Source organism: Coriobacteriia bacterium, assembly GCA_031292615.1.
In the GTDB taxonomy this organism is placed as follows: domain Bacteria; phylum Actinomycetota; class Coriobacteriia; order Anaerosomatales; family JAAXUF01; genus JARLGT01.
Genome location: JARLGT010000122.1, coordinates 1 through 26548, shown reverse-complemented (window position 1 = coordinate 26548; position 26548 = coordinate 1). Strand labels below are relative to the sequence as shown.

The 26548-nt window shown below is 64.2% G+C and carries 23 protein-coding genes; 7 read left to right on the top strand and 16 right to left on the bottom strand.

Annotation, left to right across the window (positions count from 1 at the left end; all coding sequences use genetic code 11):
* Positions 1-66: 66 nt before the first annotated feature.
* The 7 genes from P4L93_11220 to P4L93_11190 form a co-directional block, all read right to left on the bottom strand.
* On the bottom strand, positions 67-963 hold the full coding sequence (locus P4L93_11220; GenBank protein MDR3687514.1) for an undecaprenyl-diphosphate phosphatase: 897 nt from the start codon (positions 961-963) through the stop codon (positions 67-69).
* Between the two features lie 3 nt (positions 964-966).
* Positions 967-2637, bottom strand: coding sequence for a ribonuclease J (locus P4L93_11215; GenBank protein MDR3687513.1), 1671 nt, complete (start codon positions 2635-2637; stop codon positions 967-969).
* Between the two features lie 162 nt (positions 2638-2799).
* Positions 2800-3693 carry a 4-hydroxy-tetrahydrodipicolinate synthase gene (gene dapA / locus P4L93_11210; GenBank protein MDR3687512.1) on the bottom strand — a complete coding sequence of 298 codons (894 nt, stop codon included), beginning with the start codon at positions 3691-3693 and terminating at the stop codon, positions 2800-2802.
* A gap of 140 nt (positions 3694-3833) precedes the next feature.
* Positions 3834-4367, bottom strand: coding sequence for a dihydrofolate reductase family protein (locus P4L93_11205; protein MDR3687511.1), 534 nt, complete (start codon positions 4365-4367; stop codon positions 3834-3836).
* Positions 4368-4375: 8 nt separating this feature from the next.
* The gene (locus P4L93_11200; GenBank protein MDR3687510.1) at positions 4376-5596 is read right to left on the bottom strand and encodes an aspartate kinase; all 1221 of its coding nucleotides are present in this window, start codon (positions 5594-5596) and stop codon (positions 4376-4378) included.
* 1 nt (position 5597) lies between these two features.
* A complete protein-coding gene (dapB, locus tag P4L93_11195; GenBank protein MDR3687509.1) occupies positions 5598-6389 on the bottom strand; it encodes a 4-hydroxy-tetrahydrodipicolinate reductase in 792 nt (263 codons plus the stop codon).
* 42 nt (positions 6390-6431) lie between these two features.
* Positions 6432-7685, bottom strand: coding sequence for a pitrilysin family protein (locus tag P4L93_11190; protein ID MDR3687508.1), 1254 nt, complete (start codon positions 7683-7685; stop codon positions 6432-6434).
* A 187-nt stretch (positions 7686-7872) separates the two neighbouring features.
* On the opposite strand from P4L93_11190, the gene P4L93_11185 reads away from it, so the two are divergent.
* Positions 7873-9195: a beta-galactosidase trimerization domain-containing protein gene (locus tag P4L93_11185; GenBank protein ID MDR3687507.1), complete on the top strand. Its 1323-nt coding sequence runs from the start codon at positions 7873-7875 to the stop codon at positions 9193-9195.
* Positions 9196-9274: 79 nt separating this feature from the next.
* Here the strand turns inward: P4L93_11185 and P4L93_11180 are convergent, their stop codons facing one another.
* The 5 genes from P4L93_11180 to P4L93_11160 form a co-directional block, all read right to left on the bottom strand.
* Positions 9275-9556, bottom strand: coding sequence for a peptidylprolyl isomerase (locus tag P4L93_11180; GenBank protein MDR3687506.1), 282 nt, complete (start codon positions 9554-9556; stop codon positions 9275-9277).
* A 57-nt stretch (positions 9557-9613) separates the two neighbouring features.
* Positions 9614-10030, bottom strand: a complete 417-nt coding sequence (locus tag P4L93_11175) for a DUF2177 family protein (GenBank protein MDR3687505.1) — start codon at positions 10028-10030, stop codon at positions 9614-9616.
* Between the two features lie 66 nt (positions 10031-10096).
* The gene (locus P4L93_11170) at positions 10097-11317 is read right to left on the bottom strand and encodes a cyclopropane-fatty-acyl-phospholipid synthase (GenBank protein MDR3687504.1); all 1221 of its coding nucleotides are present in this window, start codon (positions 11315-11317) and stop codon (positions 10097-10099) included.
* A complete protein-coding gene (locus tag P4L93_11165) occupies positions 11314-12078 on the bottom strand; it encodes a DUF1365 domain-containing protein (GenBank protein ID MDR3687503.1) in 765 nt (254 codons plus the stop codon). The genes P4L93_11170 and P4L93_11165 overlap by 4 nt, the downstream gene beginning before the upstream one ends.
* Complete coding sequence (locus tag P4L93_11160; protein MDR3687502.1) at positions 12075-13508, bottom strand: FAD-dependent oxidoreductase; 1434 nt, start codon at positions 13506-13508, stop codon at positions 12075-12077. Before P4L93_11160 ends, P4L93_11165 begins: the two co-directional genes overlap by 4 nt.
* A gap of 110 nt (positions 13509-13618) precedes the next feature.
* Between P4L93_11160 and P4L93_11155 the strand changes: the two genes are divergently transcribed.
* From P4L93_11155 to pckA, 6 genes are all read left to right on the top strand, one after another.
* On the top strand, positions 13619-14458 hold the full coding sequence (locus P4L93_11155) for an SDR family oxidoreductase (GenBank protein ID MDR3687501.1): 840 nt from the start codon (positions 13619-13621) through the stop codon (positions 14456-14458).
* Between the two features lie 273 nt (positions 14459-14731).
* Positions 14732-15826 (top strand): hypothetical protein, encoded by a 1095-nt coding sequence (locus tag P4L93_11150; protein ID MDR3687500.1) that lies wholly within the window; start codon positions 14732-14734, stop codon positions 15824-15826.
* A gap of 252 nt (positions 15827-16078) precedes the next feature.
* Positions 16079-17206 carry a sugar ABC transporter substrate-binding protein gene (locus P4L93_11145; GenBank protein ID MDR3687499.1) on the top strand — a complete coding sequence of 376 codons (1128 nt, stop codon included), beginning with the start codon at positions 16079-16081 and terminating at the stop codon, positions 17204-17206.
* Entirely contained in the window at positions 17203-18024 is an 822-nt protein-coding gene (locus P4L93_11140; protein ID MDR3687498.1) for an ATP-binding cassette domain-containing protein, read from the top strand. The genes P4L93_11145 and P4L93_11140 overlap by 4 nt, the downstream gene beginning before the upstream one ends.
* Positions 18021-19232 carry a sugar ABC transporter permease gene (locus P4L93_11135; GenBank protein ID MDR3687497.1) on the top strand — a complete coding sequence of 404 codons (1212 nt, stop codon included), beginning with the start codon at positions 18021-18023 and terminating at the stop codon, positions 19230-19232. The genes P4L93_11140 and P4L93_11135 overlap by 4 nt, the downstream gene beginning before the upstream one ends.
* A gap of 258 nt (positions 19233-19490) precedes the next feature.
* Entirely contained in the window at positions 19491-21104 is a 1614-nt protein-coding gene (gene pckA / locus P4L93_11130; protein MDR3687496.1) for a phosphoenolpyruvate carboxykinase (ATP), read from the top strand.
* A gap of 5 nt (positions 21105-21109) precedes the next feature.
* Here the strand turns inward: pckA and P4L93_11125 are convergent, their stop codons facing one another.
* The 4 genes from P4L93_11125 to P4L93_11110 all read right to left on the bottom strand — a co-directional run.
* Positions 21110-22711 (bottom strand): MFS transporter, encoded by a 1602-nt coding sequence (locus P4L93_11125; GenBank protein MDR3687495.1) that lies wholly within the window; start codon positions 22709-22711, stop codon positions 21110-21112.
* Positions 22712-22837: 126 nt separating this feature from the next.
* Positions 22838-23887, bottom strand: a complete 1050-nt coding sequence (locus P4L93_11120) for a type IV pilus twitching motility protein PilT (GenBank protein ID MDR3687494.1) — start codon at positions 23885-23887, stop codon at positions 22838-22840.
* Between the two features lie 229 nt (positions 23888-24116).
* Positions 24117-24479, bottom strand: coding sequence for a DUF1801 domain-containing protein (locus tag P4L93_11115; protein ID MDR3687493.1), 363 nt, complete (start codon positions 24477-24479; stop codon positions 24117-24119).
* A gap of 167 nt (positions 24480-24646) precedes the next feature.
* Positions 24647-26548: polyribonucleotide nucleotidyltransferase (locus P4L93_11110; protein ID MDR3687492.1), on the bottom strand; the 1902-nt coding region annotated here is incomplete at its 5' end.

Here is a 26548-nt window from a genome sequence, read left to right as displayed (position 1 = left end):
CTGCAATGAGACGGTCACGAGAATCCCTAGCGGAATCAAGTATAGAGTTTCGTCGACCTCGGTGGCCTATCCGCGCAGGAAGAATACGCCGATCACCAGCACACCGAAGGCGATGCGGTACCACATGAACACCGCAAACGAGTGGTTCTTCACGTACGCGAGCATCCACCGCATGACCAGGACCGACGACACGGCCGCGGCGACAAAGCCGAGCACCCAGTCCACGGAGAGCAACTGCGCCAGAGGTACGTCGCGCAGACCGAAGATGGCTGCACCCGCGATGATGGGAGCCGCCGCCATGAACGAGTAGCGCGCTACGCTCTCGCGCTCGATACCGAGCAGGCGACCCGCCGTCATGGTCGAGCCGGAGCGCGAGACGCCGGGAATCAGCGCAGCCGCCTGAGCAAAGCCGATCAGGAGCGCCTTCCACCAGTTCATCGACTCGAGCGGGTCCGCTCGCTTCACGAACCGGTCTGCGGCCCACAGGACGACACCGAAGACGACGAGGCACACTCCGAGCAGAAGCGGCGCGTAGTGGAAGGTCGCAGCGTCGAGTCCGCTGGCCACGTGACCTGCGACATCCGGAGTGGACAGGTACTCGAGCTTGGACTCAAGCAGCACGCCGAAGATTCCACCCGGAATCGAGGTCAGCAACAAGAACCCGATGAACTTGCGCGCGAACGTTGGGTGCTTCAGTGAGTCGCTGGCCAGAGCGGAACGACTCTCGGGGACTTTGCCGCCAAAGGCTGCCACAAACATGTCGAGCCAGTCGCGCCACAGCGCCGCCAGGATTGCGACCAGACTACCGGCGTGCAGCGCGATATCGAACGCCGCGCTGGACAGCATGGGGTCGCGAACTTGGAAGAGCCACGGAACGAGTTTGAGGTGTGCGGTCGACGAGATTGGAAGGAACTCGGCGAGGCCTTGAACGCAGCCGAGAACAACGGCCCAAACATGGGTCACTGGCTAGACCTCCATGACGACTGGAATGATCATCGGACGACGGCGAATCTTCTCCCACAGGAGCTGCGAAAGCGACTCTCGAACCGCATTCTTGATAACAGCTTGATCGGTGGCGCCTTCCTTGGCAGTCTTCGCGAGCGTCTTGGCCACTCGTGCGCGGGCCTCGGCCATCAGGGCGTCGCCCTCGGCACCGAAAACGATGCCGCGCGTAACGAGTTCCGGCTCGCCGATCACCTTGCCGGTCTGGCCGTCGATTGTGATCACGACCGTGGCGATTCCGTCCTGCGCAAGCAGCTGGCGGTCGCGAAGGACCACGTTGCCGACATCGCCCACCCCAAGGCCGTCCACGTACACGACGCCATGCTCGACGCGCTCGCTGACCAGGGCTCCATTGGGCCCGAGCTCGAGGCAGTCGCCGTTGTCCAGTACGAAGATGTCCTCGGTATACATGCCGACTGATTCGGCGAGGCGAGCGTGGGCAGTCAGGTGGCGCGTCTCGCCATGGATAGGCATGAAGAACGTCGGCTGCACGAGGTTCAACATGAGCTTGAGCTCTTCAGAACCCGCGTGACCCGAGACGTGGACCTTAGCGTTGCTCTTGTGCTTGAGAATCGCGCCCGCCTTGGCAAGCCGGTTGATGACGCGGCTGACGGCTTTCTCGTTGCCGGGTACCGGTGTCGCCGAGATAATCACGGTGTCGCCGCGCTCGACTGAGACGGTCTTGTGGTCGCCGTTGGCCATACGCGCGAGGGCCGAAAGAGGCTCGCCTTGGCTACCGGTGCACATGACCACGACCTTCTCGGGCGGCAGTCCGTGCGCGTCGTAGGCGTCGACGATGTTCTCGTCGGCGATGACGAGGTAGCCAAGTTCGCGGGCGATCTTGGTGTTGGTAATCATGGAGCGCCCGGTGACGACGATCTTGCGTCCAGCGTCGACTGCGGCATCGCAGACCTGCTGGATGCGGTGGATGTGGCTCGAGAACGACGCCACGATAACGCGCTGCTCGGCCTTGCCGATGATGTCGCGCAAAGCGTCGCCCACCGAGGCCTCGGAGGCTGTGATGCCGGGGGTCTCGGCGTTGGTGGAGTCTGACATCAGGAGGTCGACGCCCACCTTGCCGAACTTACACAGCGCGCCGTAGTCGGTCATGCGACCGTCTATCGGGGTCTGGTCGAGCTTGAAGTCGCCCGTGTGGACGACGTTGGCCACGGGGGTGCGAATGAAGATGCCGACCGCGTCTGGGATTGAGTGGTTGACGGCGAAGAAGTCGCAACCGAAGGGGCCGAGCGAGACGTGGCTGCCCGCCTTGACCTCGCGCAGCTTGGTCTTCTTGAGCTTGTGCTCCTCAAGCTTGCCCTGGATCAAGCCCAAGGTGAGCTTGGTGCCTAGGACCGGGATCTGCCTATCGAGGTCCTTGAGTAGGTACGGGAGCGCTCCGGTGTGGTCCTCGTGACCGTGCGTGATGATGATGGCCCGCAGCTTGTCCTTGCGCTTGGTGACGTAGGAGAAGTCGGGCAGGATCAAGTCCACACCGGGGTGATCGTCGTCGGGGAACATGATGCCGGCATCGACCAAGATCATGTCGTTGCCGTACTCGAACACGGTCATGTTCTTACCGATCTCGTCGAGCCCACCAAGCGGGATGACGCGAAGACGTTCTGGTTTCTGGGTCATAGGTATTCGGCGAATCTCCTCTCGGCCGCGGGAATGCGGCCAAACGCGCGGCTCAAACGTGCGCCGCATTCTGTACGTGCTAACCGTCACCCTTGTCGGGCGGCGGAGTCGGTCGTGCTCCAGATATCAAACGGGCGGCGTTGCCGCCGCCCGAAGCAGTCGTTAGTCCAGTAGCCCTGTATGGCGCATGACTCGTGCCAACTCCGCAGTCTGAGCTTCGTCAGCGTCGATTAGGGGCAGCCTGAGGCCTCCCACCGGGAAGCCTTGGAGCTCAAGACCCTTCTTGACCATGATCGGGTTGCTCGTCATGAAGAGCGTCTTCATGAGCGGCAGCAACTCGAGGTGGATTCTCAGTGCCTTTGTATGGTCACCTGCGGCCTGAGCCATGACCATCTCCTTGAAGCGCGGCCCGGCGATGTGGCTGATCACTGAGATCACGCCGGTTCCGCCCAGCGCCATGAGCGGGAGTGTGTCCTCGTCGTTGCCCGAGAGGACCTCAAAGCCATCCGGCGCTCCGTGCGCAATCTCGCCGATCTGGCTGAAGTTGCCGCTGGCTTCTTTGACCGCCACGATGTTCTCGACGTCGTGCGCGAGGCGCAGGGTGGTCTCGGCGGTCATGTTGATAACGCTGCGACCGGGGATGTTGTACAGAACGACCGGCAGATCGACCGACTCCGCAATCGTGCGGAAGTGGCGGTACAGACCCTCCTGTGGCGGCTTGTTGTAGTACGGGACGACGGCCATGATCCCGTCGACCCCGAGCTTCTCGACCTCACGGGCGAAGTCGACCGAGTCGGCCGTGCAGTTGTCGCCAGCGTTAGCGATGATCGGCACCTTGCCGCCCACAGCCTCGATGACTGCCTTGAAGAGCTCGATCTTCTGCGGATAGAACACGGTTGGCGACTCGCCCGTGGTGCCGCACACGACCAGCGCGTCGCTGCCATCGGCCACGAGCTTGAGAGCGAGCTCCTGAGCCCGCGTAAGGTCGAGCTCGAGGTCGGCGGAGAACGGCGTGACCATGGCTGTGATCATGCGGCCGAAGCGCGGCGTACTCATCTGACGTGTCCCCTAATCAACAGAGCCCGCAGGTTGGATGCGGGTGCGCGAGTGCCTTGTGTGGGTTCCATTGTGACACAGCGCTCTGACACACGTCGTCGCACGCGCCCCGCGTAACCGAGGTGTTGCGAAGCCTAATGCTACGCCTCGGCGAGACGATACCGCAGCTCAACGACTCCGAGCGGCCACTGAAGGGTCGTCTCGAGCGTTAGTCGAGCGCCCGTGTTAGGCGAGGCGAAGAGCGGCACTCCCCCGCCGAGTACCACGGGCTGCACGAACAGCTGGATCTCATCGATGAGCCCGGCATCGAGCAGCGAAGAGTTGAGTTTGCCGCCACCGACGAGCCAGATAGTACCGCCCTCGCGGGCCTTCACATTGCGGACGAACTCGGCCGCGTCGGCGCGGACGAGGGCCACACTCTCTGCTGCGAGCGGAAGGTCTCGGCTGACGAAGACGAAGACCTCGCGGTTGGCGTGCGGGAACGGGTCGGCCTCGCGCAACAGGAACTCGTAGGTGGCGCTACCCATGAGCATCGTGTCGATCGATGCGTAGAACTCCGCGTATCCGAAGTCGGTGTCGGCAGACGAGGCCCCGTCGAGCCAACCCATGCCCCCGCCTGGCTCGGCGATGAACCCGTCCAAGGACGCGGTGATGTAGAGAATGACGGGGCGCATCTTGGGTGCTAGTCGCCCAGCGCGAAGCCATCGTGCAGCGCGCGCACGGCAACTTCGGTCTGCTCGGCGGGGACCAGGACGCTGATAGTGGTGTGCGAGTCGGCAGACTGATAGACGTCGACGCCAGCGGTCACAAGGTACTCGGACATGCGGGCCATGACGCCCGGCACACCGTGCATGCCTGCACCAACGAGCGTGACTTTCGACAGCCCGCGGTGCGACTGGTGCAACAGCCCAAGCCCGTGGATGACCTCGGCAGCGCGGTCCAAGACCGGCTCGGCGACGGTGAAGATCAGTGCGTCGCCGATTGGCGTGAACATGTCCAGCGACACGCCAGCATCTGCCATCGCGCGGTAGACGCGGGTCTGAGCCGCCATGTGCCCCAGCGTGCCCTCATGCGCGCCCAACGCGACACGCATCCGTGCGATGCCGGTCGTGTGGCTCACGGCGGTAGCCACACTCGTGGGCCGGTAGCCGGCGATGTCGGCCACCAGCGTGCCCTCGTGGTCGCTGAAGGTGTTGCGCACGCGCATCGCGACCCCGCTTGAGAGTGCGAGCTCGGCCGCGGGCGTGTGCACGACGCGCGAACCCGCACGCGCCATCTGGAACAGTTCTTCTGCCGAGATGACCTCGAGCACTTCAGCGCCGTCGCAGGTTCGCGGGTCGGCGGTCATCACTCCGTCCACGTCGGTGTAGATGCCGACCTCCTCGGCTTCGAGCGCCACGCCTAGCGCGCATGCGGTGGTGTCGCTGCCGCCGCGGCCCAGCGTGGTCAGACAGCCGTTCTCGGCGATACCCTGAAAGCCGGCGACGACGGGGACCTTGCCCTCGTCGATGGCGGCCAGTAGCGTGCCCGGATGGACCTCGGTAATCGAGGCGTCGCCCAGGACGCCGTCTGTCAGGATGCCAGCCTCGGCGCCGGTAAACGCGACTGCGGGAATACCCGCTCCACGCAGCTCATGTGCGACCACGACCGCCGAGATGACCTCGCCCACGCTGGCGAGCAGGTCTGTCTCGTGCGGCTCGGCGGGAAATGCATCGACGAGGTCGAGCAGCGTGTCGGTGGCGTACGGCGCGCCCTTGCGCCCCATCGCCGAGACGACGACCACCGCAGCGCGGCCAAGCTCGAGTGCTGCCTGCACGCGGGCGGCGATTGCGGCGCGCCCCGTGGCGTCCGCCACCGACGTCCCGCCGAACTTCATGACGACGATCGGCTTGCGCTCAGTCACACTACTCTCCCATCAGGTTCTCGAGGCCCACGATCAGCCCGCTGCGGGCGCCGACTTCGCGCACAGCCAGCACCACGCCAGGCATGAAGCTCGTGCGGTCGATGGAGTCGTGGCGGATCGTTAGCGTCTGACCCTGACCGCCGAACAGCACTTCCTGGTGCGCGACGAGCCCGGGCAGGCGCACCGAGTGCACGTGCACGCCGTCGACGACAGCACCACGCGCGCCCTCCATGCCCGGCAGCTCGGTCTCTCGGCCCGGCACGCTCGGCGCCTCGCCACGGGCGGCGGCGATCATGCGAGCCGTGCGGATGGCGGTACCTGACGGGGAGTCGGCCTTCTTGTCGTGATGCAGCTCGGTGACCTCGACGTAGGGCATGAAGCGCGCGGCCTGCTGGGCGAACTGCATCATGAGCACCGCGCCGATCGCAAAGTTGGGCGCGAAGAACAGCGTCGTGCCCGCAGGAGCAAGCGCGGCCAGCTCGGCAAGCTTTTGCTCGGAGAGGCCGGTGGTACCCACTACGCAGTCGACACCAGCGGCCAGCGCGACGCGCAGGTTACCCTCGACGACCGTGGGATGCGTGAAGTCGACCATGACGTCAGGTCTTGTGCCCTCGATGGCCATCGCGAGATCTGCTCGGCACTCGACGTGCTCGCCGCTTGCGGTCGGCACGAGGCAGCCGGAGATGCCCGGATCGACCGCGGCTACGACCTCCATGTCGTATGCGTCGGCAACGGCGCGCACGACCTCGCTGCCTACCTTGCCGGCGGCACCTGACACGAGAACTCGAATCATGGCTGTGTCCTTCGGGATTCGGGGTTGGACGGCGACGCGAACCTACTTGACGAGGTGCTCGAGCTTCTCGGGCGTGAACGGGCCGATGACGGCCAGCACCTTCTCGGCGGAGAGGACCTCGGCAGAGACGCGGCGCAGGTCGTCCATCGTCACCGCGTCGTAACGCTCCATGATCTCGTCAGCCGAGAGGATCTCGCCGCCGGTGACCTCGTTGCGGCCAAGGCGCGTCATGCGATTGCGGGTGGACTCCATGCCGAGCACGAGGTGGCCCGTCGACGCCTGGCGAACGCGGTCGAGCTCGTCGGGCGTTACTCCATCGCTGGCCACGCGGTCGAGTTCAGTGCGGATGAGGCCCACGACCTCCTCGGCGTTGCTCGGGCGCGTGCCTGCATAGACGGCGAACTCGCCGGTGTCCTGGTACAGCGCCGAGAAGCTGTAGACCGAGTACGCCAGCCCGCGCTTCTCGCGGATCTCCTGGAACAGCCGAGACGCCATTCCACCGCCGAGCACTGCATCGAGCAGCGACAGAGCAAAGCGGTCGGGGTGATGCGCGTTCATGGTCGAGACGCCGTAGCAGATGTGCGCCTGCTCGGTGTCCTTGTGCAGCACGGTGAGGCGCGGGACGCTGACCGCGTGTGCGACGGGGCGCACTGAGCGCGGGCCGTTGGCCATGGCGCCGAGCTTGTCCTCGGCGAGTCTGACGAGCGCGTCGTGGTCGACGCTTCCGGCTGCGGCAACAACCGCGTTGCCGGTCAGGTAGTGGCGGTTGCGGAAGGCGACCGACTGCAGGTGGTCGAAGCCGCCCACCGTCTCGCGCGAGCCGAGAATCGGCAGGCCGATGGGATGCTCGGGCCACAGCGCGTTGCTGAACAGCTCGTGTATCTGATCGTCGGGGGTGTCCTCCATCCGAGCGATCTCCTCGATTACCACTTCGCGCTCGGAGATGCAGCTCGGGTCGTCGAGATTGGCGTTGACCACCATGTCGGCCAAGATGTCGAAGGCCTTCTCGAGGTGCTCGTCGACGAAGCGGCTGTAGTACGCCGTGTACTCCTTGCTCGTAAACGCGTTGAGTTCCGCGCCGATGCGGTCGAACTCCTCGGAGATCGTGCGCGCGGAGCGAGTCGGCGTGCCCTTGAACATCATGTGCTCCATGAAGTGGGACATGCCGGCCTCGGGGGCCGACTCGTCGCGGCTCCCAACGGCGAACCAGATGCCGAGCGTGATCGAGCGAACCGAGTCCATAGGCTCGGAGATGACCGTGACGCCGTTATCAAGCACAGTCTTGCGATAGAACATGCGCGCTCCTCGGAGGGTGGGTTGAAGTAGCTGTTACGAAGCGGGTGGCACGACCCGCGCTGTGTTCAGTCCCATTCTACCTGTCCTTTCCTGTGCCGGGCGTCACAGTCCAAGCATCGATTGTGTAAAGAACGCCAGACGAGGGGCCGATGAGTGGGGTGACCCGCCACTCGCAGGAGGTTTCGCCATGCGTCGTGTTCCCGCAGTTCTCTTGGCATGTGTCGTGTTCTCGCTGTTCATCTGCACGGCCTCAGCCGCGCTCGCTACCCCAATCACAATCGCTCGCGACGGCTACAATCCTCCGCCAATCAGAGTCGCTGTCGTGCACTCGCAAACGACTCTCGACTGGCTGAACTACCGTGGCACTCCCAGTCGCTACGTGCATGCGAGCAAGGAGGCAGCCGTTCTCTCGTACTTGAAGGGACGCGGCTACGACGTCACGGAGATCCAAGGCGACCGGGACCTCCTGAACTCCGACAACCTGAAGCAGTACGACGTCATCGTCATGCCGTCGATGTATGCCCTGGGCAAGAAGGCCTCTGAGTCGGTCGCGCGCTACGTCGCGGCCGGCGGCGGGCTCGTTTCCACGATGAGCTCGCCTCGCGTCGACCCGGCTCACGCACCGCGTCGTGGCGTGAAGGACCACATGAACGAGTGGTGGTGGAACGTGATGAAGTCCAACGCGTGGGAATGGGGCCCGCTCTCCTCCGTCTATCAGGCGAAGTTCGTCAACGACGGCACCTACACGCCGGTCTTCACGCTCAAGCCCAATCCCAACTGCTCGATCATCGCCAGTGCCTCGGCGATTCTGCAGGCTCGCGGATTGAACGGGTCGATAGCGGGCATCACGATCCACCGGGACCCCGGCGTCAGCATTGAGATGGCGCAGCCGATCAAGCCTGGAGTCGACTCTCAGTCTATAGCCGACTTCAACATCCTGACTCCGTCGATCAAGCGGCTTTACGGCGGGACCTACACGGCGGCGTTGGCTACGAAGTACGCAGCCGGCCGGTCCGTGAAGTTCTACTTCGAGATCATCGACTACCTGCAGAACTACAACACGAACAACTACACTCCTCTGACCCCCAGCGGGATTCACCAGGGCGAAGCTGCCGGTGCGTACCTCGAGGCCAGCATCTTGTGGGCCTCGAGCCTCGACAACACGGCCACGGCCCGCTCAATCGACGCGACGACTCACGCGAGTGTGTCGGCTGGCAGCAAGCGCGTCACGGTGCGACAGACGGTGCAGAGCACCGGCAACGCTATCACCCAAGGCACTGCGCGCTTCGCGATCTACTCGCCTTCGGGACGGCTCGTGAAGTCATGGAGCAAGAAGACGAGCCTCATTCGCCCGGGGCAGAAGTTCACGTACTCGTTCTCGTATCCTCACAAGCTGGGTGGAGGAACGTACAGCTTGGTCGCGGCGTTTGACTACGGCTACCCGATCGCCACGAGGCGCGCGTCGACTCAGGCACATATCTCGCGTGGGCACTCGGCCACGACCCAGTAGGCAAATCGTCGCGCGTCATCTTGCAGGGAGACACAAGAGGCCGGCCCCATCTGGGACCGGCCTCATCTTCACTGGTCGTCTACTCGCTGCGCTTCGTGACCTCGATGAGGTGGTAGCCGAACTGCGTCTTGACCGGCCCATGTACGACGCCGACCTCTTCGTTGAAGCACACGTTGTTGAACTCGGCGACCATCTGGCCGGGACCGAACTCACCCAACTCTCCGCCGCTCTTACCCGAGGGGCAGCTTGAGTGCTGGCGAGCAAGCTCGGCGAAGTCGGCGCCTGCTGCGATCTGCGCCTTGAGATCCTCGGCCTGCTCGGCGCTGGGGACCAGAATGTGTCGGGCGGAAGCTCGGGCCATGATGGCGCTCCTCGTGTTTGGTAGCCAGTGTTTGAGCAATTGTACCTGACGAACCTGCTACTTCCCCATTCCCAGCCACTGCCCGGCGTAGAAACCGGCGACAGCGACGACAGCGTTCAGGCTCGTCCCCCACGCCAGATCGATCGCCGAGACCTGCCAGGGCCAGTCTCGGATGGTCGCCAGGTTCGTCAGGTCGTAGGTCGCGTAGGCGAGTAGGCCCAACAGCGCCCCGCGCCACAGGGCTCCGAGCACGCTCCCCTCTTGGAGAGCGGGGATTACGGCCAGCGCGACCACGCCGACCACGAACATCAGGTAGAAGACGGCCGCGACACCGAGATTGGGGCTGTCGGAGAGCAAGTTGCCGAGATAGGGCTTGTAGACGCGACTGGTTGCCGTGGCGATCCAAGCGAAGTCCAGCGCGAAGAAGACGACCGTGCAGATCGCCCAAAGGGCTGCGAGCTTGCCGAGGGACACCGTGTACCTCCCGTGGGTCAGATGTGAAATGGATGCGGGGTTCTGGAGACGCGGTCAGCTTGCGGGCTACGACTCAAGGCGTACCTGCATGACATCGACGTTGCCTGCGTCGAATCCAGCCTTGCAGTACGCGAGGTAGTAGCGCCACATACGAACGAAGCGCTCGTCGAAGCCGAGAGCGCGAATTTGCGGCAGCACGCTCTCGAAGCGCTCGGACCATGCGCCGAGCGTCCGCGCGTAGTCGCGACCGAAAAAGCGCGGGTCGTACATGGTCAGCTCGGCGGACTCGGCGGCAATACGGAACCGCTCGGGACTCGGCAGCATGCCACCCGGGAAGATGTGGCGCTGCAGGAAGTCCGGCTCGCGTTTGTAGTCCTCGAAGCGCTCCTCGGCGATCGTGATGACCTGCAGTCCCGCCGCACCGCCAGGTTCGAGAAGCGCCTTGACGCTCCCGAAGTACGTGGGCCACCACTTCTCTCCTACGGCCTCAAACATCTCGATGGACGCGATGCCGCTGAAGGTCTCCGGGACCTCTCGGTAGTCCTGCAGCCTGATGTCGACCTGCCCGTCGAGTCCCTCCTCGCGCACGCGGGCCCGAGCCAAATCGGCCTGCTCCTGCGAGAGCGTCAGTCCAGTCACACGGCAGCCTGCCGCCTTGGCCGCGTGAATCGCGAAGCCGCCCCATCCGCAGCCGATCTCGAGAATGCTGTCGCGGCTGCCGGGCTGAATGAGGTCCAGGATGCTGTCCCACTTGCGTCGCTGACCGCTCTCGAGTTGCTCCTCCGTCACGGTTCCGCTCTCCTCGCCCAGGAGCGCCGAAGAGTACGTCATCGTGTCGTCGAGCCACAGCGAGTAGAAGTCGTTGCCGAGGTCATAGTGATACGCGATGTTTCGCTTCGAGCCGCCCCATGGGTCGTTGTCGCGCATCCGGTGCCACGCGCGATGGATGGGTCGCAACGCGAATGGAATGTCAGCGACCCATCCTGCCGAGAGGTTCGCAAGGCCCAGGTCCAACACGGCGTCCAGGTCGTCGGTGTCCCACAGCCCGTCCATGTAGCCCTCGGCAAGTGCGATGTCTCCACCAGTGAGGATGCGGCGTGCGATGGAGCCGTCGTTGACCTTGATGCTGGCGTTTGGACCGGGAGTCTTGCCCGTGAAGCGATGCTCGCGCCCATCCGGCATCGCCACCGTGATCTCGCCGATGCGTATGCCGCGCAGAACGGCCGCGATGACCGCATGCCAGGGGTTGGGAACGGCGTACGGTCGCGTTGTGCGGGTCTGGCTCAAATCGAGGTCTCCTCGGTTGGCGGTGGGGTGTGTGGGAAGAAAGGTACCCTCTTCAGCGCGAGTTTCAGCGCTTGCCAGTGAATTCGTAGTAGCGCTACCACGCTGATAGGCCCGTGGCGAAGCACGGCACGCAGCAGCGAGGCGTCCGTGAGTTCCTCGGCGGTGAGCGAAACCGATGTCGTGAGCATCAGCGAGCCGGCCACCATATCGCGAATCGTCACCGAGAGCTGCTCGGCGGGTTCAGTGAAGGCGAACTCGTAGGTGACGTCGTCACGCTGCACGAACGGCGAGACGTAGAAGGCCTTGGTCATCGTCGGGCGCGCGTCCCAGTCGAAGGGCTTGCCACCGTTGTGGAGCAGGTAGTTGTGCCGGTCGTGAAACGTGTTGTGAACCTCGGCGAGCACGGCCAGCGGCGTGTCGTCGGCGGCGAAGCAGTACCAGAACGACACTGGGTAGAACCTTGCTCCGAACACCCTTGGGAACGTGACGAGCATAACGTGGCCGTGGGTCAGATCGATGCCCGCCTGCGCGAGCAGCGCGTCAATCCACCTTCGCAGGGGCGTGCCATCGCGAGGGCCGTGATCGACGTCCCAAAACGAGATGGCCCCCGCGTGGTTGTACGACAGCCGCAAGAGCGTCGCGTCGAGTTGCCCCAGCTCGCCCAGGTCGAGCGCCAAGTAGTAGACCGGGTAGCGAAACGCATTGTGCGCGGGGAGCACGCGTTCGTGGGCGACCCAGCCGGTGTACAGGCGGCTTCTCACAGCCGAGGCTCGGTCTCGGGCTCGAGAACGGGTGCGGCTCCGCGCGGGGGTGCGGGCTCGTCGATCGCGACCGGCGGCAGCTCGCTGGGCAGTAGCTTGCGGGTCTGCCCGAGCATCGCTTCGGGAGCGCCGGCCCGCACACGCGTGCGGCTTGCGTCGAGCTCCTCGCCCCACGGGAGCACCGCGCCGAGCGCCTCGGCGACGCGAACGGCCGAAAGCAGTCCGTCCTCGTGGAAGCCGAAACGCGTCCAGGCGCCCGCGTACCAGATGCGGTCGACGCCCTGGATCTCGGGCAGCCGAGCTTGCGCCGCCACTGCAGCCTGCGAGTACATCGGGTGCTGGAAGGAGAGCCGGGCAAGAACGCTCCCCTCGGCGGGCTCGCGGTCGATGTTGAGCGTCTCCATGACGCTCGGCGTGCCCTCCGGTAGCTCCTGAAGCGTGTTGAACAGATACGTCAGGACGAGCGCGGCCTTGTCCATCTCGCTGGACTCGGTGAACCAGTTCCAAGAGGCCCACGCGCGCCGGTTGTGCGGCATGAACGACTCGTCGGTGTGGATGACGACGTCGTTGTCCCAGTAGTCGAACGCGCCGAGCACCTCGCGCTCTGTCGCAGTCATCTCCTCGCCGAGAATGCCGCGCGTCTGCGGTGGATGCGTCGCGAACACCACCGCGTCGTAGTCGAGTGTGCGAGCCGAGGTGTGCACGGTTACGCCGGTAGCGGTGCGACGAATGTGCTCGACCGGCTCGGCGTCAAACACCTCGCCGGAGATCGTGCTCAGCGCCGCCTCCACGTAGCGCTTCGCCCCGCCGCGGACCGAGAGCCACATCGGTTTGCCCATGATGTGGAGCAGGCCGTGGTTGTCACAGAAGTGCAGGAACGTCAGCGCAGGGTAGTCCAGCATGTCGCCCGGCGGCGTCGACCAGATCGCGTCGCCCATCGGAATGAGGTACCAGTCGGTGAACGCGTCGCTGTAGCCTTCACGCGTCATGAGCTGGCCGAGGGTCAGCTCGGCGACCGTCGGGTCGGCCATCAGTCTGTCGGCGTCACGCGAAAGCCGCAAGACGTCGCTGAGCATGCGAAGGAACTTGGGGTTTGCGAGGTTCTTGCGCTGTGCGAACACGCTGTCGAGGCTCGTGCCGCTCCACTCGATACCAGCGTCGCGAACCTGCACGGAGAAGGACATGTCGGCGTCGGTGGCCTCGATGCCGAGACGCTCGAAGAAGCGTGTGAGGTTGGGATACGTGCGGCGGTTGAACACCTGGAAGCCGGTGTCGACGGGGAACGGGCCGGCGCCACAGTCGACGTCGATGGTGCACGTGTGCCCGCCGAGTCGCGGCTGGGCCTCGTAGATGTCGACCTCGTGAGTTGGAGACAGCAGCCAGGCGGCCGACACGCCGCCGATACCAGCGCCGATGACCGCAATCTTCACGTTGCCTCCGATGTACGTCGAGCCGCGTCGGCACCGCCGACGGGAATGAACAGGATGCACTAGTTGATTCCCATGACTGGACCAGTTCACCGAGCGGACAGGACTCAAGCGTGCCGAGCATTCTGATAACAGGCGTCTCCAGCGGAATCGGCAGGGCATGCGCGAACCTCTATGCCGCTCGTGACTGGTGCGTTGTGGGCACGGTTCGCGACGCGTCCAGGCCGCCGGAAGCGCTAGACGACCGCGTTGTAGTCGAGTCGTTGGATCTGGCGGTTCCAGGCAACGCGGCGGCAGTGGCGCAGCGAGTGATGGTTTCGTTTGGATGCCCCGACGTGCTGCTGAGTAACGCCGGAGTCGTGCAGTTCGGCGCGATCGAGGACGTGACCGCCGAGGAGCTGACTCGCATCTTTCAAGTCAACTTCTTCGGCCAGGTCGAACTGATTCGTGCCTTGCTTCCTGTGATGCGCGAGCGCCGCAGCGGCGTCGTTGCAAACGTAACATCGCTCGGAGGGACCATGACGTTTCCGTTCTTCGGCGCGTACAACTCCACCAAGTGGGCGTTTGAGGGGATCTCAGAGGGGCTGTGGCATGAACTGAAGCCGTTCGGTATCCGAGTCAAAGCAATCGAGCCTGGCTACGTCCAAACCGCCATCTGGAACAAGGCTCTTCCCGGCGAACGCGCAGATGCGCCCGACGAAGCCCTGAGCGCAAGCGCAGCGTACCGGCCGTTCCTGCGGGCCATGCTCCGCTTTGAGGCCGGCATCACCGACCGCTCGACGCCAGAAGTGTGCGCCGAGGAGATTGCGACTGCCATCGCCGACGACAGTGATCATCTGCGCTATCCGGTGGCAGCTTATGCGCGGCCGATTTCGCGGGCGCGCCAGTTGGTTGGCGCGCAGCGGATGATGCGGTTCTTCCACAAGCGCTGGATGGGGCCGGACGCGGGCTGATGCCTGCGCCGCTGATGGTCCATAAGCTCCGCGTCAGCCGCCGAGCATGTCGCGCACGTGAGATGGCGGTCGTGGATAGTACGGGCCGCTGCGGAACTTCTTGGTGAAGATCGCGTGCTGCGGGCATTGGTTGTAGGAGCGCCAGCAGCCAAAGCACGCGGCGATAGGAGACGAAGTAGTTTCGACGACAATTGTCTGCGGGTCTTGGGGCTGTTTGGCAAGGCAATCGCAAACACGGATAGCCATGATCCGGAGGTAGAAGGCTCAGTGGATATGCGTTTCGAACGCAAGCGTCTTTGGCTTGGAATCGCGCTCACGCTCGTTGTTGTGGGCGCGCTGCTGATAGCGCTGCCCTTCATCGTCATGGCAACAAGCGCAAGCGCCAGCGGCGCCGGTCGACAGCCGCTGGCCATGGATAGCGCCGCGAAGCTCTCGTCGCCACCACAGTTGGAGACCACCACATCGATGAGTGCCTCGTCGTCCCCCGCCTCGCAGCTGGCCAGCACAACCGTCGCCAGGCCCGCTACGGTTTCGGTTGCCGCGACCCCCGCACCAGCGCCTGTCACCACTGCTGCTCCCTCGTTGGATGCGTATCGGGGTCTGGGTACCTGGGTCGACCTCTACGACTCGACATGGAGCAATCCCGGAGCGGCTGTCGCCGACATGGCGGCTCACGGTGTCCGGACGCTGTACTTGGAGACGTCGAACTCTCGGTCGAACTTCGCGCTGAAGGACACTGCAGCCCTAACGGCATTCATCCAGACGGCGCACTCGCACCATATGAAGGTCGTGGCTTGGTACCTTCCCGACCTGACGAAGCCCGCGACTGACTTCTACCGCGTCTCCCAGGCAATTAACTTCACCACGCCCGACGGCCAGAGGTTCGACTCGTTTGCGCTCGACATCGAGTCGAGCGCCATCAAGTCAGAAAGCACGCGAAACCGCCTGATGAACGCGTTGTCGCAGCGCATTCGCGGCATGGTCGGCGCGTCCTACCCGCTGGGCGGGATCATTCCATCGCCTGTAGGGCTGGCGAAGAAGGCGGGCTACTGGAACGACTTCCCGTACTCGTCGGTCGCACGAACCTACGACGTTCTCTTGCCGATGGGCTACTACACCTACCACGGCAGCACCGCCTCGGCGGCCTACGCCGATGCACACAACAACGTCGGGATCATCAGAGCCCAACCCGGCTGTGCGTCGGTTCCCGTCCACCTAATCGGCGGACTTTCAGACAACTCCTCCGCTGCGCAGGTGCGTTCCTTCGTCAGTGCTCAGCGAGCGGCGGGTTGTATCGGCGCGAGCCTGTACTCGTATCCTCGGACGACGGCTGCAGACTGGGTCGAGCTGCGAGCGGTGGCTCCGTAGAGCGCTGCCCCACCCGAGCTCGCACGCCCTCTCTCGCGCGCGGACCTTCACGCGCGCACCCCCACGTCGAGTCGCAACGCGACGCGCACCCACCAGCCGACCACCCCGCCCTCAAGTGACGCGCTCGGAGTGAGGCAGGCGTGTCGTTGACAGTTGTTAACTGGAAATGGCACTTCATGGGAATCATCCCAGCGGGGCCTGCGAGATCTCATTGGGAGCAGGTCGAGATTCCTGTTGTGATGGGAGGCAATCATGCACGGTAAGAAGTCACTCGTAAGGCTCTGTGCACTGCTGCTCGTCGTGGGCATGTTGCTTGTCCTCGCCGGCTGTGCATCGGGTGGTGGCGCAAGTACGTCGACCAGCAGCACGAGCACCGGAGCCGGCCCAGTCAAGATCGCTCTGCTGCTACCTGAGACCAAGACGGCTCGCTACGAGACTCAGGACAAGCCGCTCTTCGAGGCGAAGGTCAAGGAGATTGCACCCAACGCCGAGATCATCTACAGCAACGCCAACCAGGATCCGGCGCAGCAGCAGTCTCAGGCGGATGCGGCGCTGACCAACGGCGCAAACGTCCTCGTTCTGGACGCCGTCGACTCAACTTCAGCCGCGTCGATCGTGCAGAAGGCCGCCGCCAAGGGCGTGCCGGTTGTTGCCTATGACCGCCTGATCAACGGCGCTCCGATCGACAACTACGTGTCCTTCGACAACGAACAGGTCGGCAAGCTGCAGGCCCAGGCCCTGCTCGACAAGCTCAAGGCCACGGTTACCAGTGGCAAGCCCAAGATCGTCATGATCAATGGCTCGCCGACCGACAACAACGCCACGCTCTTCAAGAAGGGCGCTCACAGCGTGCTCGACGGTCAAGTAGACATCGTCGCCGAGTACGACACTCCTGACTGGAGCCCGGACCAGGCTCAGACCGAGATGGACCAGGCAATCACCAAGGTCGGCAAGAACGGGTTCGATGGCGTCTATGCCGCCAACGACGGCACCGCGGGCGGCGCCATTGCCGCCATGAAGGCTGCCGGCATCGACCCCAAGACCAAGCCGACGACCGGCCAAGATGCCGAGCTCGCGGGCATTCAGCGCATCATTCTCGGCGAGCAGTACATGACCATCTACAAGGCGATCAGCCAAGAGGCCAGTTCTGCCGCAGTCGTGGCAGTGGCACTCGCGAACAAACAGCCGGTGCCCTCTGACATCACCATGACCAACGTGAACAACGGCACCAAGGACGTTCCTTCAGTCCTGTTGGTCCCGATTGCGGTGAACAAGGACAACATCGAGAGCACAGTAGTGGCCGACAAGTTCTGGACACCTGCGCAGATACTGAACACGCCAGCGCTTCAGGCAGCTGGTGCGGCGCTCGGCATCAAGTGACGACTGCAACCGAATCGATAGGCGCGAGCGGCGTCCGGACGTACTTGCTCTCGCTGAAAGGCGTGAGCAAGGCGTTCGGCGCCAACCAAGCCCTCTCCGGCGTCGACTTCGAAGTCGACGCCGGAGAGGTGGTTGCGCTTGTCGGCGACAACGGAGCTGGGAAGTCGACGCTCGTCAAGGCGATTGCTGGCGTGCAGCTGTGCGACGAGGGCACGTTCTACTTCAATGGCGTGCCGATGAAGATCTCAAGCCCGCAGGACGCCACGAGGCTTGGCATCGCGACCGTCTATCAGGACCTCGCCCTCTGCGACAACCTCGACGTGGTCGCGAACCTGTACTTGGGACACGAGCTGTTCACCAAGGGCTTCGGGCGTCTCGGCTACTTCCTCGACGAGACCGGCATGGAGCGGCGCTCCCTAGAGCTCCTCGACTCCCTTGCCGTCACGACCATCAAGGACGTCCGAGTCCGTGTCGGCTCGCTCTCTGGTGGACAGCGACAGGCGGTCGCCATCGCGCGGTCGCTTTTGGGCGACCCGAAGGTGGTCCTGCTCGACGAGCCGACGGCCGCTCTGGGCGTCTCACAGACGGAGCAGGTTCTGAACCTTATCGGCACTCTTCGCAAGCGCGGGCTTGGGGTCGTCGTGATCAGTCACAACCTCGAGAACGTCTTCGCGGTGGCCGACCGAATAATCGTCCTGCGACTGGGACGCCGAGCCGCGACGTTTGACGTGCGCGGCGTGAGCCGCGAGGACGTCGTCGCCGCGATCACGGGCGCCGAGTTCGGACTCCAGGCAAACGCGGCCAAGGAGGGCGTATGAGCGCCCAACAAGAAAGCCCCGCTTCGATTCGCGGCATGGGCGACATGTTCAAGGGGTTGGGTCGCAAGCTCGCGGCAGGTGAGGCGGGCACCCTCCTCGTTCTGCTCATGGTGGGAGCGATCTGGACGTTCTTCCAGTCGCAGAACTCGCGTTTCTTAAGCCCCGGGAACCTCACCAACCTGATGCTCCAGCAGGCGGCCGTCGCTACAATCTCCATCGGCGTCGTGCTGATCTTGCTGCTCGGCGAGATAGATCTGTCAGTCGGTGCCGCCAGTGGTTTCTGCGCGGCAGTGATGGTTGTCCTTATGGTGCTGCACGGCGTGCAACCCGTGCTCGCTGTGCTCGTGGCACTGGCCACCGGAGCACTCATCGGACTATTCAACGGGTTCATGGTCACGCGTTTCAAGATTCCATCGTTCGTGGTCACGCTCGCAGTCTCGCTCACACTGGTGGGGCTGCTCCTCTACGTACTCGGTGACACGGGAACGCTGAACCTCAGCGACAACTTCGTGACCGCTCTGACGAGCACGTTCTTCCCCCCACTCATCGGGTGGGCGGTCGCGAGCGTCGCAATCGTGCTGATTCTGGCCGCCGCGCTGTTTGGGCGTTCCAGGAGGAGCAAGGCTGGGCTGAAGGTAGGCTCGCTCGGGGGTCTCGTCTTCACTGTGGTTGCTATCGCGGCCGCGATTATCGCGATGGTCTTCATCTTTAATGAGGACCGCGGACTTCCCCTTGTCGTCTGCATCGTCTTCGCTCTTGCGCTCGCGTTCGCTTACCTCACCGAGCGCACTCGTTTCGGGCGCCACATGTTCGCCGTGGGCGGCAACGCTGAGGCCGCTCGACGTGGCGGAATCAAGATCGAGCACGTTCGGATGCTCGTGTTCGTCTTGGGCTCCACGCTCGCTGCGGCCGGTGGCATCTTGGCCGCATCCCGTCTGATGGCCGTCAACCAGTCCTCCGGTGGCAGCGACCTTCTGCTCATGGCGATCGCTGGCCCCGTCATCGCCGGCACGAGCCTGTTCGGTGGACGCGGATCCGTGTGGTCGGCACTTCTCGGCGCGTTGGTTATCGGGTCAATCGCTAACGGCATGGACCTACTCTCCCTTGCTTCGTCGGTGAAGTACATCGTCACTGGGGGCGTCCTGATCGCGGCGGTGACGATCGAGTCGGTAACCCGGATGCGTCGCCACGGGGGGATGATCGAGTAGTCGCCCTGAGGGGCGCTGCCGTGCGCACTACCAGCGCGGGGTTCCACAGGCTCACGCTCTCGGCGCCAAGCCGTGCTGCGAACCGGTGAGCCCCGCGACTTGCGTCCGCAGAGTGCCTATGGCCCGCTGAGCGGCTGCACTCGCGGTTCGGTCGTCGCACGGCCACGTCTTAGCCCCTGCCCCGTTGTGGGTACTCACTGAACGATATCCAGCTTGCGCGCCGCCGCAAAGGGCGCGTGACGATGAGAGGCAGCCGTCATGGGAAGTGACTCGTTCGTCGACGAGGTCATGCGGGATCAGCTTGCCGAGCTCGGGCTGTCTGGAAGCGGTGCGGTGCACCGTAACCTCCCGCCAGCCGAGTTGATCGCTCGCGCGCTTGCCCGGGGAGAGGGCATCCTGGCTGCCAACGGCGCGCTGGTCGTCAAGACCGGCGAGCCCTCAGGCCGATCACCCAAGGACCGCTTCATCGTAGAGGACGGCCCCACCGCCGAGCAGATATGCTGGGGCGAGATCAACCAGCCATGTCAGCCAGCCTTGTTCGACCGGCTGCTCGACAAGGCGCGTGGTTACCTCCACGACCGCGACCTTTACGTCTTCGACGGTTTTGCCGGCGCCGAGCGGACGTATCGGCTGCCGATTCGGGTGGTGGCCGACGCAACGTGGCATGCACTGTTCGCCGACACGCTGTTCGTGCGGCCCACGCCTATTGAGCTTGAGGACTTCGCTCCGGGCTTCACAGTCATCAACTGTGGGGCGCTTCGCGCGAGTGCCGACTTCGACGGCACGCGCAGCTCCGTCTTCATTGGGGTGAGCTTCACCCGTAAGGTCGTGCTGATCCTGGGCAGCATGTACGGCGGCGAGATGAAGAAGGCCATCTTCTCTGTGATGAACTACCTGCTACCGCAGCGAAACGTGCTGCCGATGCACTGCTCGGCGAACGTGGGTGACTCGGGCGACGTGGCGCTGTTCTTTGGGTTGTCGGGCACGGGGAAGACGACGCTGTCGGCCGACCCTGCTCGGCGGCTTATCGGCGACGATGAGCACGGATGGAGCGACCACAGCGTCTTTAACTTCGAGGGCGGCTGCTACGCCAAGACGATTCGGCTGTCGCAGGAGTCCGAGCCGCAGATCTACAACGCCATCAAGTTCGGCTCGATCTTGGAGAACGTGATCGTCAATCCGCAGACGCGTGCCATCGACTACGACTCAGACTTCCTAACCGAGAACACCCGGGCCACGTATCCGATCAGCCACATCCCCAACGCCGTGCTAGGTGGCGTAGGCGACCATCCGCGCAACGTCTTCTTCCTGACGTACGACGCGTTCGGGGTGCTGCCCCCTATCTCGCGTCTGACGCCCGAGATGGCGAACTATCACTTCCTCTCGGGCTTCACGAGCAAGGTCGCCGGCACTGAGGTGGGTGTTGACGAGCCCAGGCCCACGTTCTCAACCTGCTTCGGAGCCGCATTCATGCCCCTGCACCCGACTCGCTACTCGAACATGCTTGCCGAACGGCTCAGCTGGCATGAGGCGGACTGCTGGCTGGTCAACACAGGCTGGACCGGCGGCGCCTATGGCGTCGGGCACCGGATGAGCATCGAGCTGACGCGAGGGCTTATCGGCGCTGCGCTGGACGGGTCACTGGCACGCTCCGGCTTCACCCCGCACCCGATCTTCAAGGTGCTGGTGCCGCACGAGTGCCGTTGCGCGCCTGGCAACGTGCTCGATCCGCGTGCGGGGTGGGCCGACAAGGACGCCTACGATGCGACGGCACGCAAACTCGCGACGATGTTCAACGACAACTTCGCGCAGTATGCCGAGCACGCGACGGCGGAGGTGGAAGCCGCCGGGCCAGACCCAGCGGGAGCCTAGCCCCTCTACTCTGGCTTACCCGGCAGGTCCTTCACGAACCACAGGCCGAGCAGGGCAAAGATCGCCAGCAAGCCGACGGAGAGCTTGAGCGCGTTGATCTGCGCCGACTGGTAGTCCTGGACGAGTGAGCTGACATCGGCCGCGCGTAGACCCTTGTCGGTGGCCGTCTTTTCAACCACCTCGCTGCTGACGAAGTCGAGCCCTCCAGCCTTGGCTTTGGACACGGCCTGTAGCACCGCAGGCGGCAGGGCTGGGTTGTTGCGCACCGTCGTCACGAAGCCAGTTCCAAGCGTTGAGATGAGCATCGCCCCCACGAGCGCGGTGCCAAGTGACGCCCCCATGTTCTGGACGGTACCCTGCAACCCACCAACCTCGGCGCCTCGTTCGACCGGTACCGAGGAGAGGTTGACGTTGCCAAGCTGCGACGCGAGCATTCCGAGGCCACTGCCCAACAGCCCCAGCGCCAGCGCGAACGTGAGCGACCTAAGGTTGGGGTCGAGGCTGATCTGCAGCGTCAGCTCTGAAGCGAGGATGGCGATGATGCCGATTCTGGCGATGGCGCGCGCCCCGAAACGCGAGGTGAGCGCCGAGCCCCCAAGCGCGAAGACCAGCAGGCACGCCGAGAGCGGCAGGAGCTTCATCCCCGTGTCGAGCGCGTCGAGGCCGAGCACGGTCTGCAGATAGAGCGGCAGTACGAAGAAGGTACCGGCTACGACGAACTGCTGGACTGCGAGCATCGAGAGGCCAGCACGCAGTGTCGGGATTCGCAAAAGCGACAGGTCGAGGAGCGGCTCCCCACCCGTGTGCATCACACGGGACTCCCATCGGATGAACAGCGCGATCAGGATTGAGCCCGCCAGCACGAGCCACATCACCGGCGAATAGCCCAGCGGCGCGATCGGAGCGGCGGCGCTCGGCGTGATCCATCCCCACTGACTCGACTGAAGCACGCCAAAGACGAACATGCCGAGGCCCACGATCGAGAGCGCCGCCCCAAGTGCGTCGAAGCGGCGGTGCTCGGCGCGCTCGGGCGACGCCATTCGGCGCGACGCGAGCAGGATGCCGATGCACATGATTGTCTCGGCGGCGAACACGTAGCGCCACGACGCATACGTTGTCACGAGCCCGCCGATGATCGGGCCGGCCGCGGCTGCGGCACCGGCGACTCCGCCGAGGATGCCGAACGAAAGCGCTCGCTGCTTGCCCGAGTAGTTCGCCGAGGTCAGCGCCGCAATCGCGGGGATGACGAGCACGGCGCCGAGACCTTCAAGAAGCGACCATCCAACTAGGAGCTGGCCGAGGTTCTGCGACAGGGCGGTGAGAAGCGAGCCAGTGCCGTAGACCAGCAGTCCGATTCCGAAGGCCCGCTTGGCGCCCAGCCAGTTGCCCAGTTTGCCGCCGGTCAACATGAACGCCGCCATGACCAGGGTAAACGCCGTGATGGCGGTCTGAATGCCCACAACGGTAGTGCCCAGATCGGCCACGATCTTGGAGATCGAGACGTTCATCACGGTCGCGTCGATCACCATGACGAACTGCGCGGCGGCCAAGACACCGATCACGACCCAGCTGTGCTTGGTGGGCTGTTGGGAAGCGGACTCGGTCACGATGTTCCTCTCGGTCGATTCAAAACGCCGCTTCAGTCGCCCTATCGTCTCTCCCCCGGGTGCTGCTGGACAGTCGAAAGGACGGCGATCCGCGGCGCGGGGTCTCGGCCGTAACTCGGGGCGCAATCAGGCGCGCAAGCGGCTTTCAAACGAGCGCGGGTCCATCGCGTACGTGAGCGCGATTTCTCTTGTGATGACGCGCGAGCGTACGAGCTCGGCGAGGCGCATGTCGAAGATGACCATCCCGTCCTTGATTCCGGCCTGCATCACGTTGTCGATCTGGTGCGCTTTGCCCTCGCGGATGAGGTTACGCACCGCGCCGTTGACTATCAGGACTTCGGCAACGCAGATGCGGCTGCCTTTGGCCGTGGGGATGAGGCGTTGCGAGACGATACCCGCCAGCGAGCTGGCCAGTTGAAGCCGAATCTGCGTCTGCTGGTGTGGCGGAAAAGAGTCGACGATGCGGTCGATGGACTGCGCCGCGCTGTTGGTGTGCAGCGTGGCGAACACCAGATGGCCCGTCTCGGCCGCGCTGACGGTCGCCGAGATAGTCTCGGTGTCGCGCATCTCGCCAATCAGCAGTACGTCTGGATCCTCACGAAGCGCGCTTCTGAGCGCGCGCGCAAACGACGTCGTGTCTTTGCCCAGCTCGCGCTGCTGCACGATCGCCTTGTCGTGCGTGTGCACGAACTCGATTGGGTCCTCGATGGTGATCACGTGAACGTTGCGGTCGTGGTTGATCTTGTCGATTATGGCGGTCAGCGTGGTCGACTTGCCGCTTCCCGACGGCCCTGTGACCAGCACCAGACCGTGGTTGAGCCATGCGAACGTTCCGACACTCTTGGGAAGTCCCAGATCTTCTAGCTTGGCCGCCTCGGCAGGCACACGCCTTAGGACCGCAGAGGCGTCTCCGCGCTCGCGAAACGCGCCAACGCGGTAGCGGCCCAGGCCGCGGCGACCAAAAGAAAAGTCGAGCTCCCACTCCCTCTGGAACTCGTCCCACTGGGCAAGCGACATCATGCTCTGCACTAAGTACTCGGCCATCTCACAGCTCAGAGTTGGAGTGTCCGGGATAGTCACCAGTTCGCCGTTGACTCGCATCGTCGGTGCAACCCCAGAGGCGATGTGCAGGTCGCTCGCGCCCATCTTGACCACGTACTCAAGCAACGAGTCCATCGTGGGCGTGACGTCGGCAACCGGCCCTATAGGCGAGTCGCTTGCGCGCCGCCGTCTGTGCATCTGAGTTGACTTTTCGCTCATCCGAGACTCCCCCTCGTATCGCGGTCGTGCCGTGGGACCCGCATGCTTGCTCGCCGAGAACCACGGCGGGGCGTGCTTGGGCCTGCCAGTGTACACAGCAGTTATCGGCAGCATGGAGGCTGTGGTGAAACGCCGGCCAAAAGCTTCAGGTCTTCGTGCGATTTGCGGCGATCCGCGACTCGATGAGCCTGCGTACCAGATCCGGCGGGATGGGGTGGTCCGGCTGGAAGTGAAGTGCGCTCTTGGTCTGCTTGAAGTCCTTGAGCTCTTCGGCGAACTCGCCGAGCGTCGAGCCGCTGAACGGGTAGTACGCCAGATGATTCGCCCACGCCAAGAACCCGGCAACGACCTTGCCCTCGAACTTGAACGCGGGCATCCCGTAGCTCTTGACCTCCTGTGCGTCGGGAACCACGTTCTTGATGACGTCGCGCAGCTCCTGAAGCGCGGTGCGCTGCGCCTTCGGGACGGTCGCAAGGTACTCGTCGATGGGACTCGGCTTGTCTGTCATGCGGGGCTCCTTACTGGCACGGCGTGAGGGACGCTGGCAGGTATGTGCCCAAGAGGGTACTGCCCGGGCGCTCGTGGAGCGCAGACGTGGATGCGAGAGCGACGAAAGGCCCCGAGCGCATCTCGCACCCGGGGCCTCATGTTCGTCGCGTGTCCTGCCAGCTGCGCCTAGTGGTGACGCCTGGGCTTGCGGTCGCCGCCGCCGCTGCTCTCGCGACGCGGGCCGCTCGGGCGGTCACCGCTCGGGCGATCGCCGCTGGGACGGTCGCTCGAACCGGGAGCCCTCGGGGGCGCTTCCGGCTTGTCGAGACGGTCCAGCGAGACCTTACCGCGGTCGTCGATGTCGATGATCTTGACGTGGACTTCGTCCCCCACGGACAGGACGTCCTCGACCTTGTCCACGCGGCCTTGGGCAACGCGGCTGATGTGCAGCAGGCCGTCCTTGCCGGGGATGAGCTCGATGAACGCGCCGAACGCCTGAATCGAGACGACGCGGCCGTGGTACTCCTCGCCGATCTCCGGCTCCTTGACGATGGCACGGATGCGGCGGGCCGCCTCTTCGCCACCGAGGTCGCGCGACGCGATATAGATCGTGCCGTCTTCCTGGATGTCGATCTGGGCGCCAGTCTCTTCCTGGATGCCACGGACGACCTTGCCACCCGAGCCGATGACGTCGCGGATCTTGTCGGTCGGGATCTTGACCGTGATGATGCGCGGCGCGTACTTGCTCATCTCCTCGCGAGGGATCTGGATCGACTCCATCATCTTGCCGAGGATAAAGGCGCGACCTTCCTTGGCCTGCAGGAGCGCGCGACGAAGGATGTCGACTGACAGGCCCTTGGCCTTGTTGTCCATCTGCATGGCCGTAATGCCGTTCTCGGTACCTGCGACCTTCAAGTCCATGTCGCCAAGGAAGTCCTCGAGGCCTTGGATATCAGTCAGGATAGCGACGTCGTCGCCCTCCTTGATAAGTCCCATCGCGATACCTGAAACCGGCGCAGCGATCGGCACGCCGGCATCCATGAGAGCCAACGTCGAGCCGCAGACCGAACCCATGGAGCTCGAACCGTTGGACTCGAGGACCTCAGACACGATGCGGATGGTGTACGGGAAGACGTCCTCGGCCGGAATCACCGGGAGCAGGGCGCGTTCGGCGAGCGCACCGTGGCCGATGTCGCGGCGCTTCGGACCACGCATAAAGCCAGTCTCGCCGGTGGAGAACGGCGGGAAGTTGTAGTGGTGCAGGTAGCGCTTGCCCTCGGCAACGTCGATCGTATCGATGCGCTGCCACTCGGAGAGCATGCCCAGGGTCAGAACCGAGAGGACCTGAGTCTGGCCACGCGTGAACAGACCCGAACCGTGGCTGCGCGGCAGGTAGCCGGCGACCGTGGTGATCTGGCGGACCTCGTCGAGCTTGCGGCCATCGGCGCGCTCGCCCTCTTCGAGGACCATCTTGCGCATGGTCTTCTTCTCGAGCTTCTTCAGGGACGCCTTGATGTCCTTGCTGCTTGCGGCGAGCTCCTCAGGTGTGAACAGCTCGGCGCTCAGCTTGTCCTTGACGGCCTGAACGCCGGCCATGCGGGCGTGCTTATCGGCGTTGTGAAGCGCCTCGGCCATCTCATCGGTACCGGCGGCGAAGATACGCGCCTCGATCTCGGGGTCGCCCAGCTGCAGGGTGACTTCCATCGGGGTGATCTCAAGCTTGGCCAGGAAGCGCTCTTGGACCTCGCAGAACTTGCCGATGGCCTCCTGCGCGAACATGAGGGCAGCGAGCATGTCCTCCTCGTTGACCTCCTGCGCGCCGGCTTCGAGCATGTAGACGGCGTCCTTGGAGCCAGCGACGACGAGGTCAAGATCGGAGTCCTCGGCCTCATCGAAGCTCGGGTTGACGATGAACTCGCCCGTCTCGGTGTTGCGGCAGACGCGGACGCCGGCAAGCGGGCCCTCGAACGGGATACCAGCGGCCAGAAGCGCCGAGGACGCGCCCATGATCGAGATGACGTCGGGCTGGTTGATCTGGTCCGCCGAGAGAACCGTCGCGATGACCTGAACTTCGTTGCGGAAGCCGTC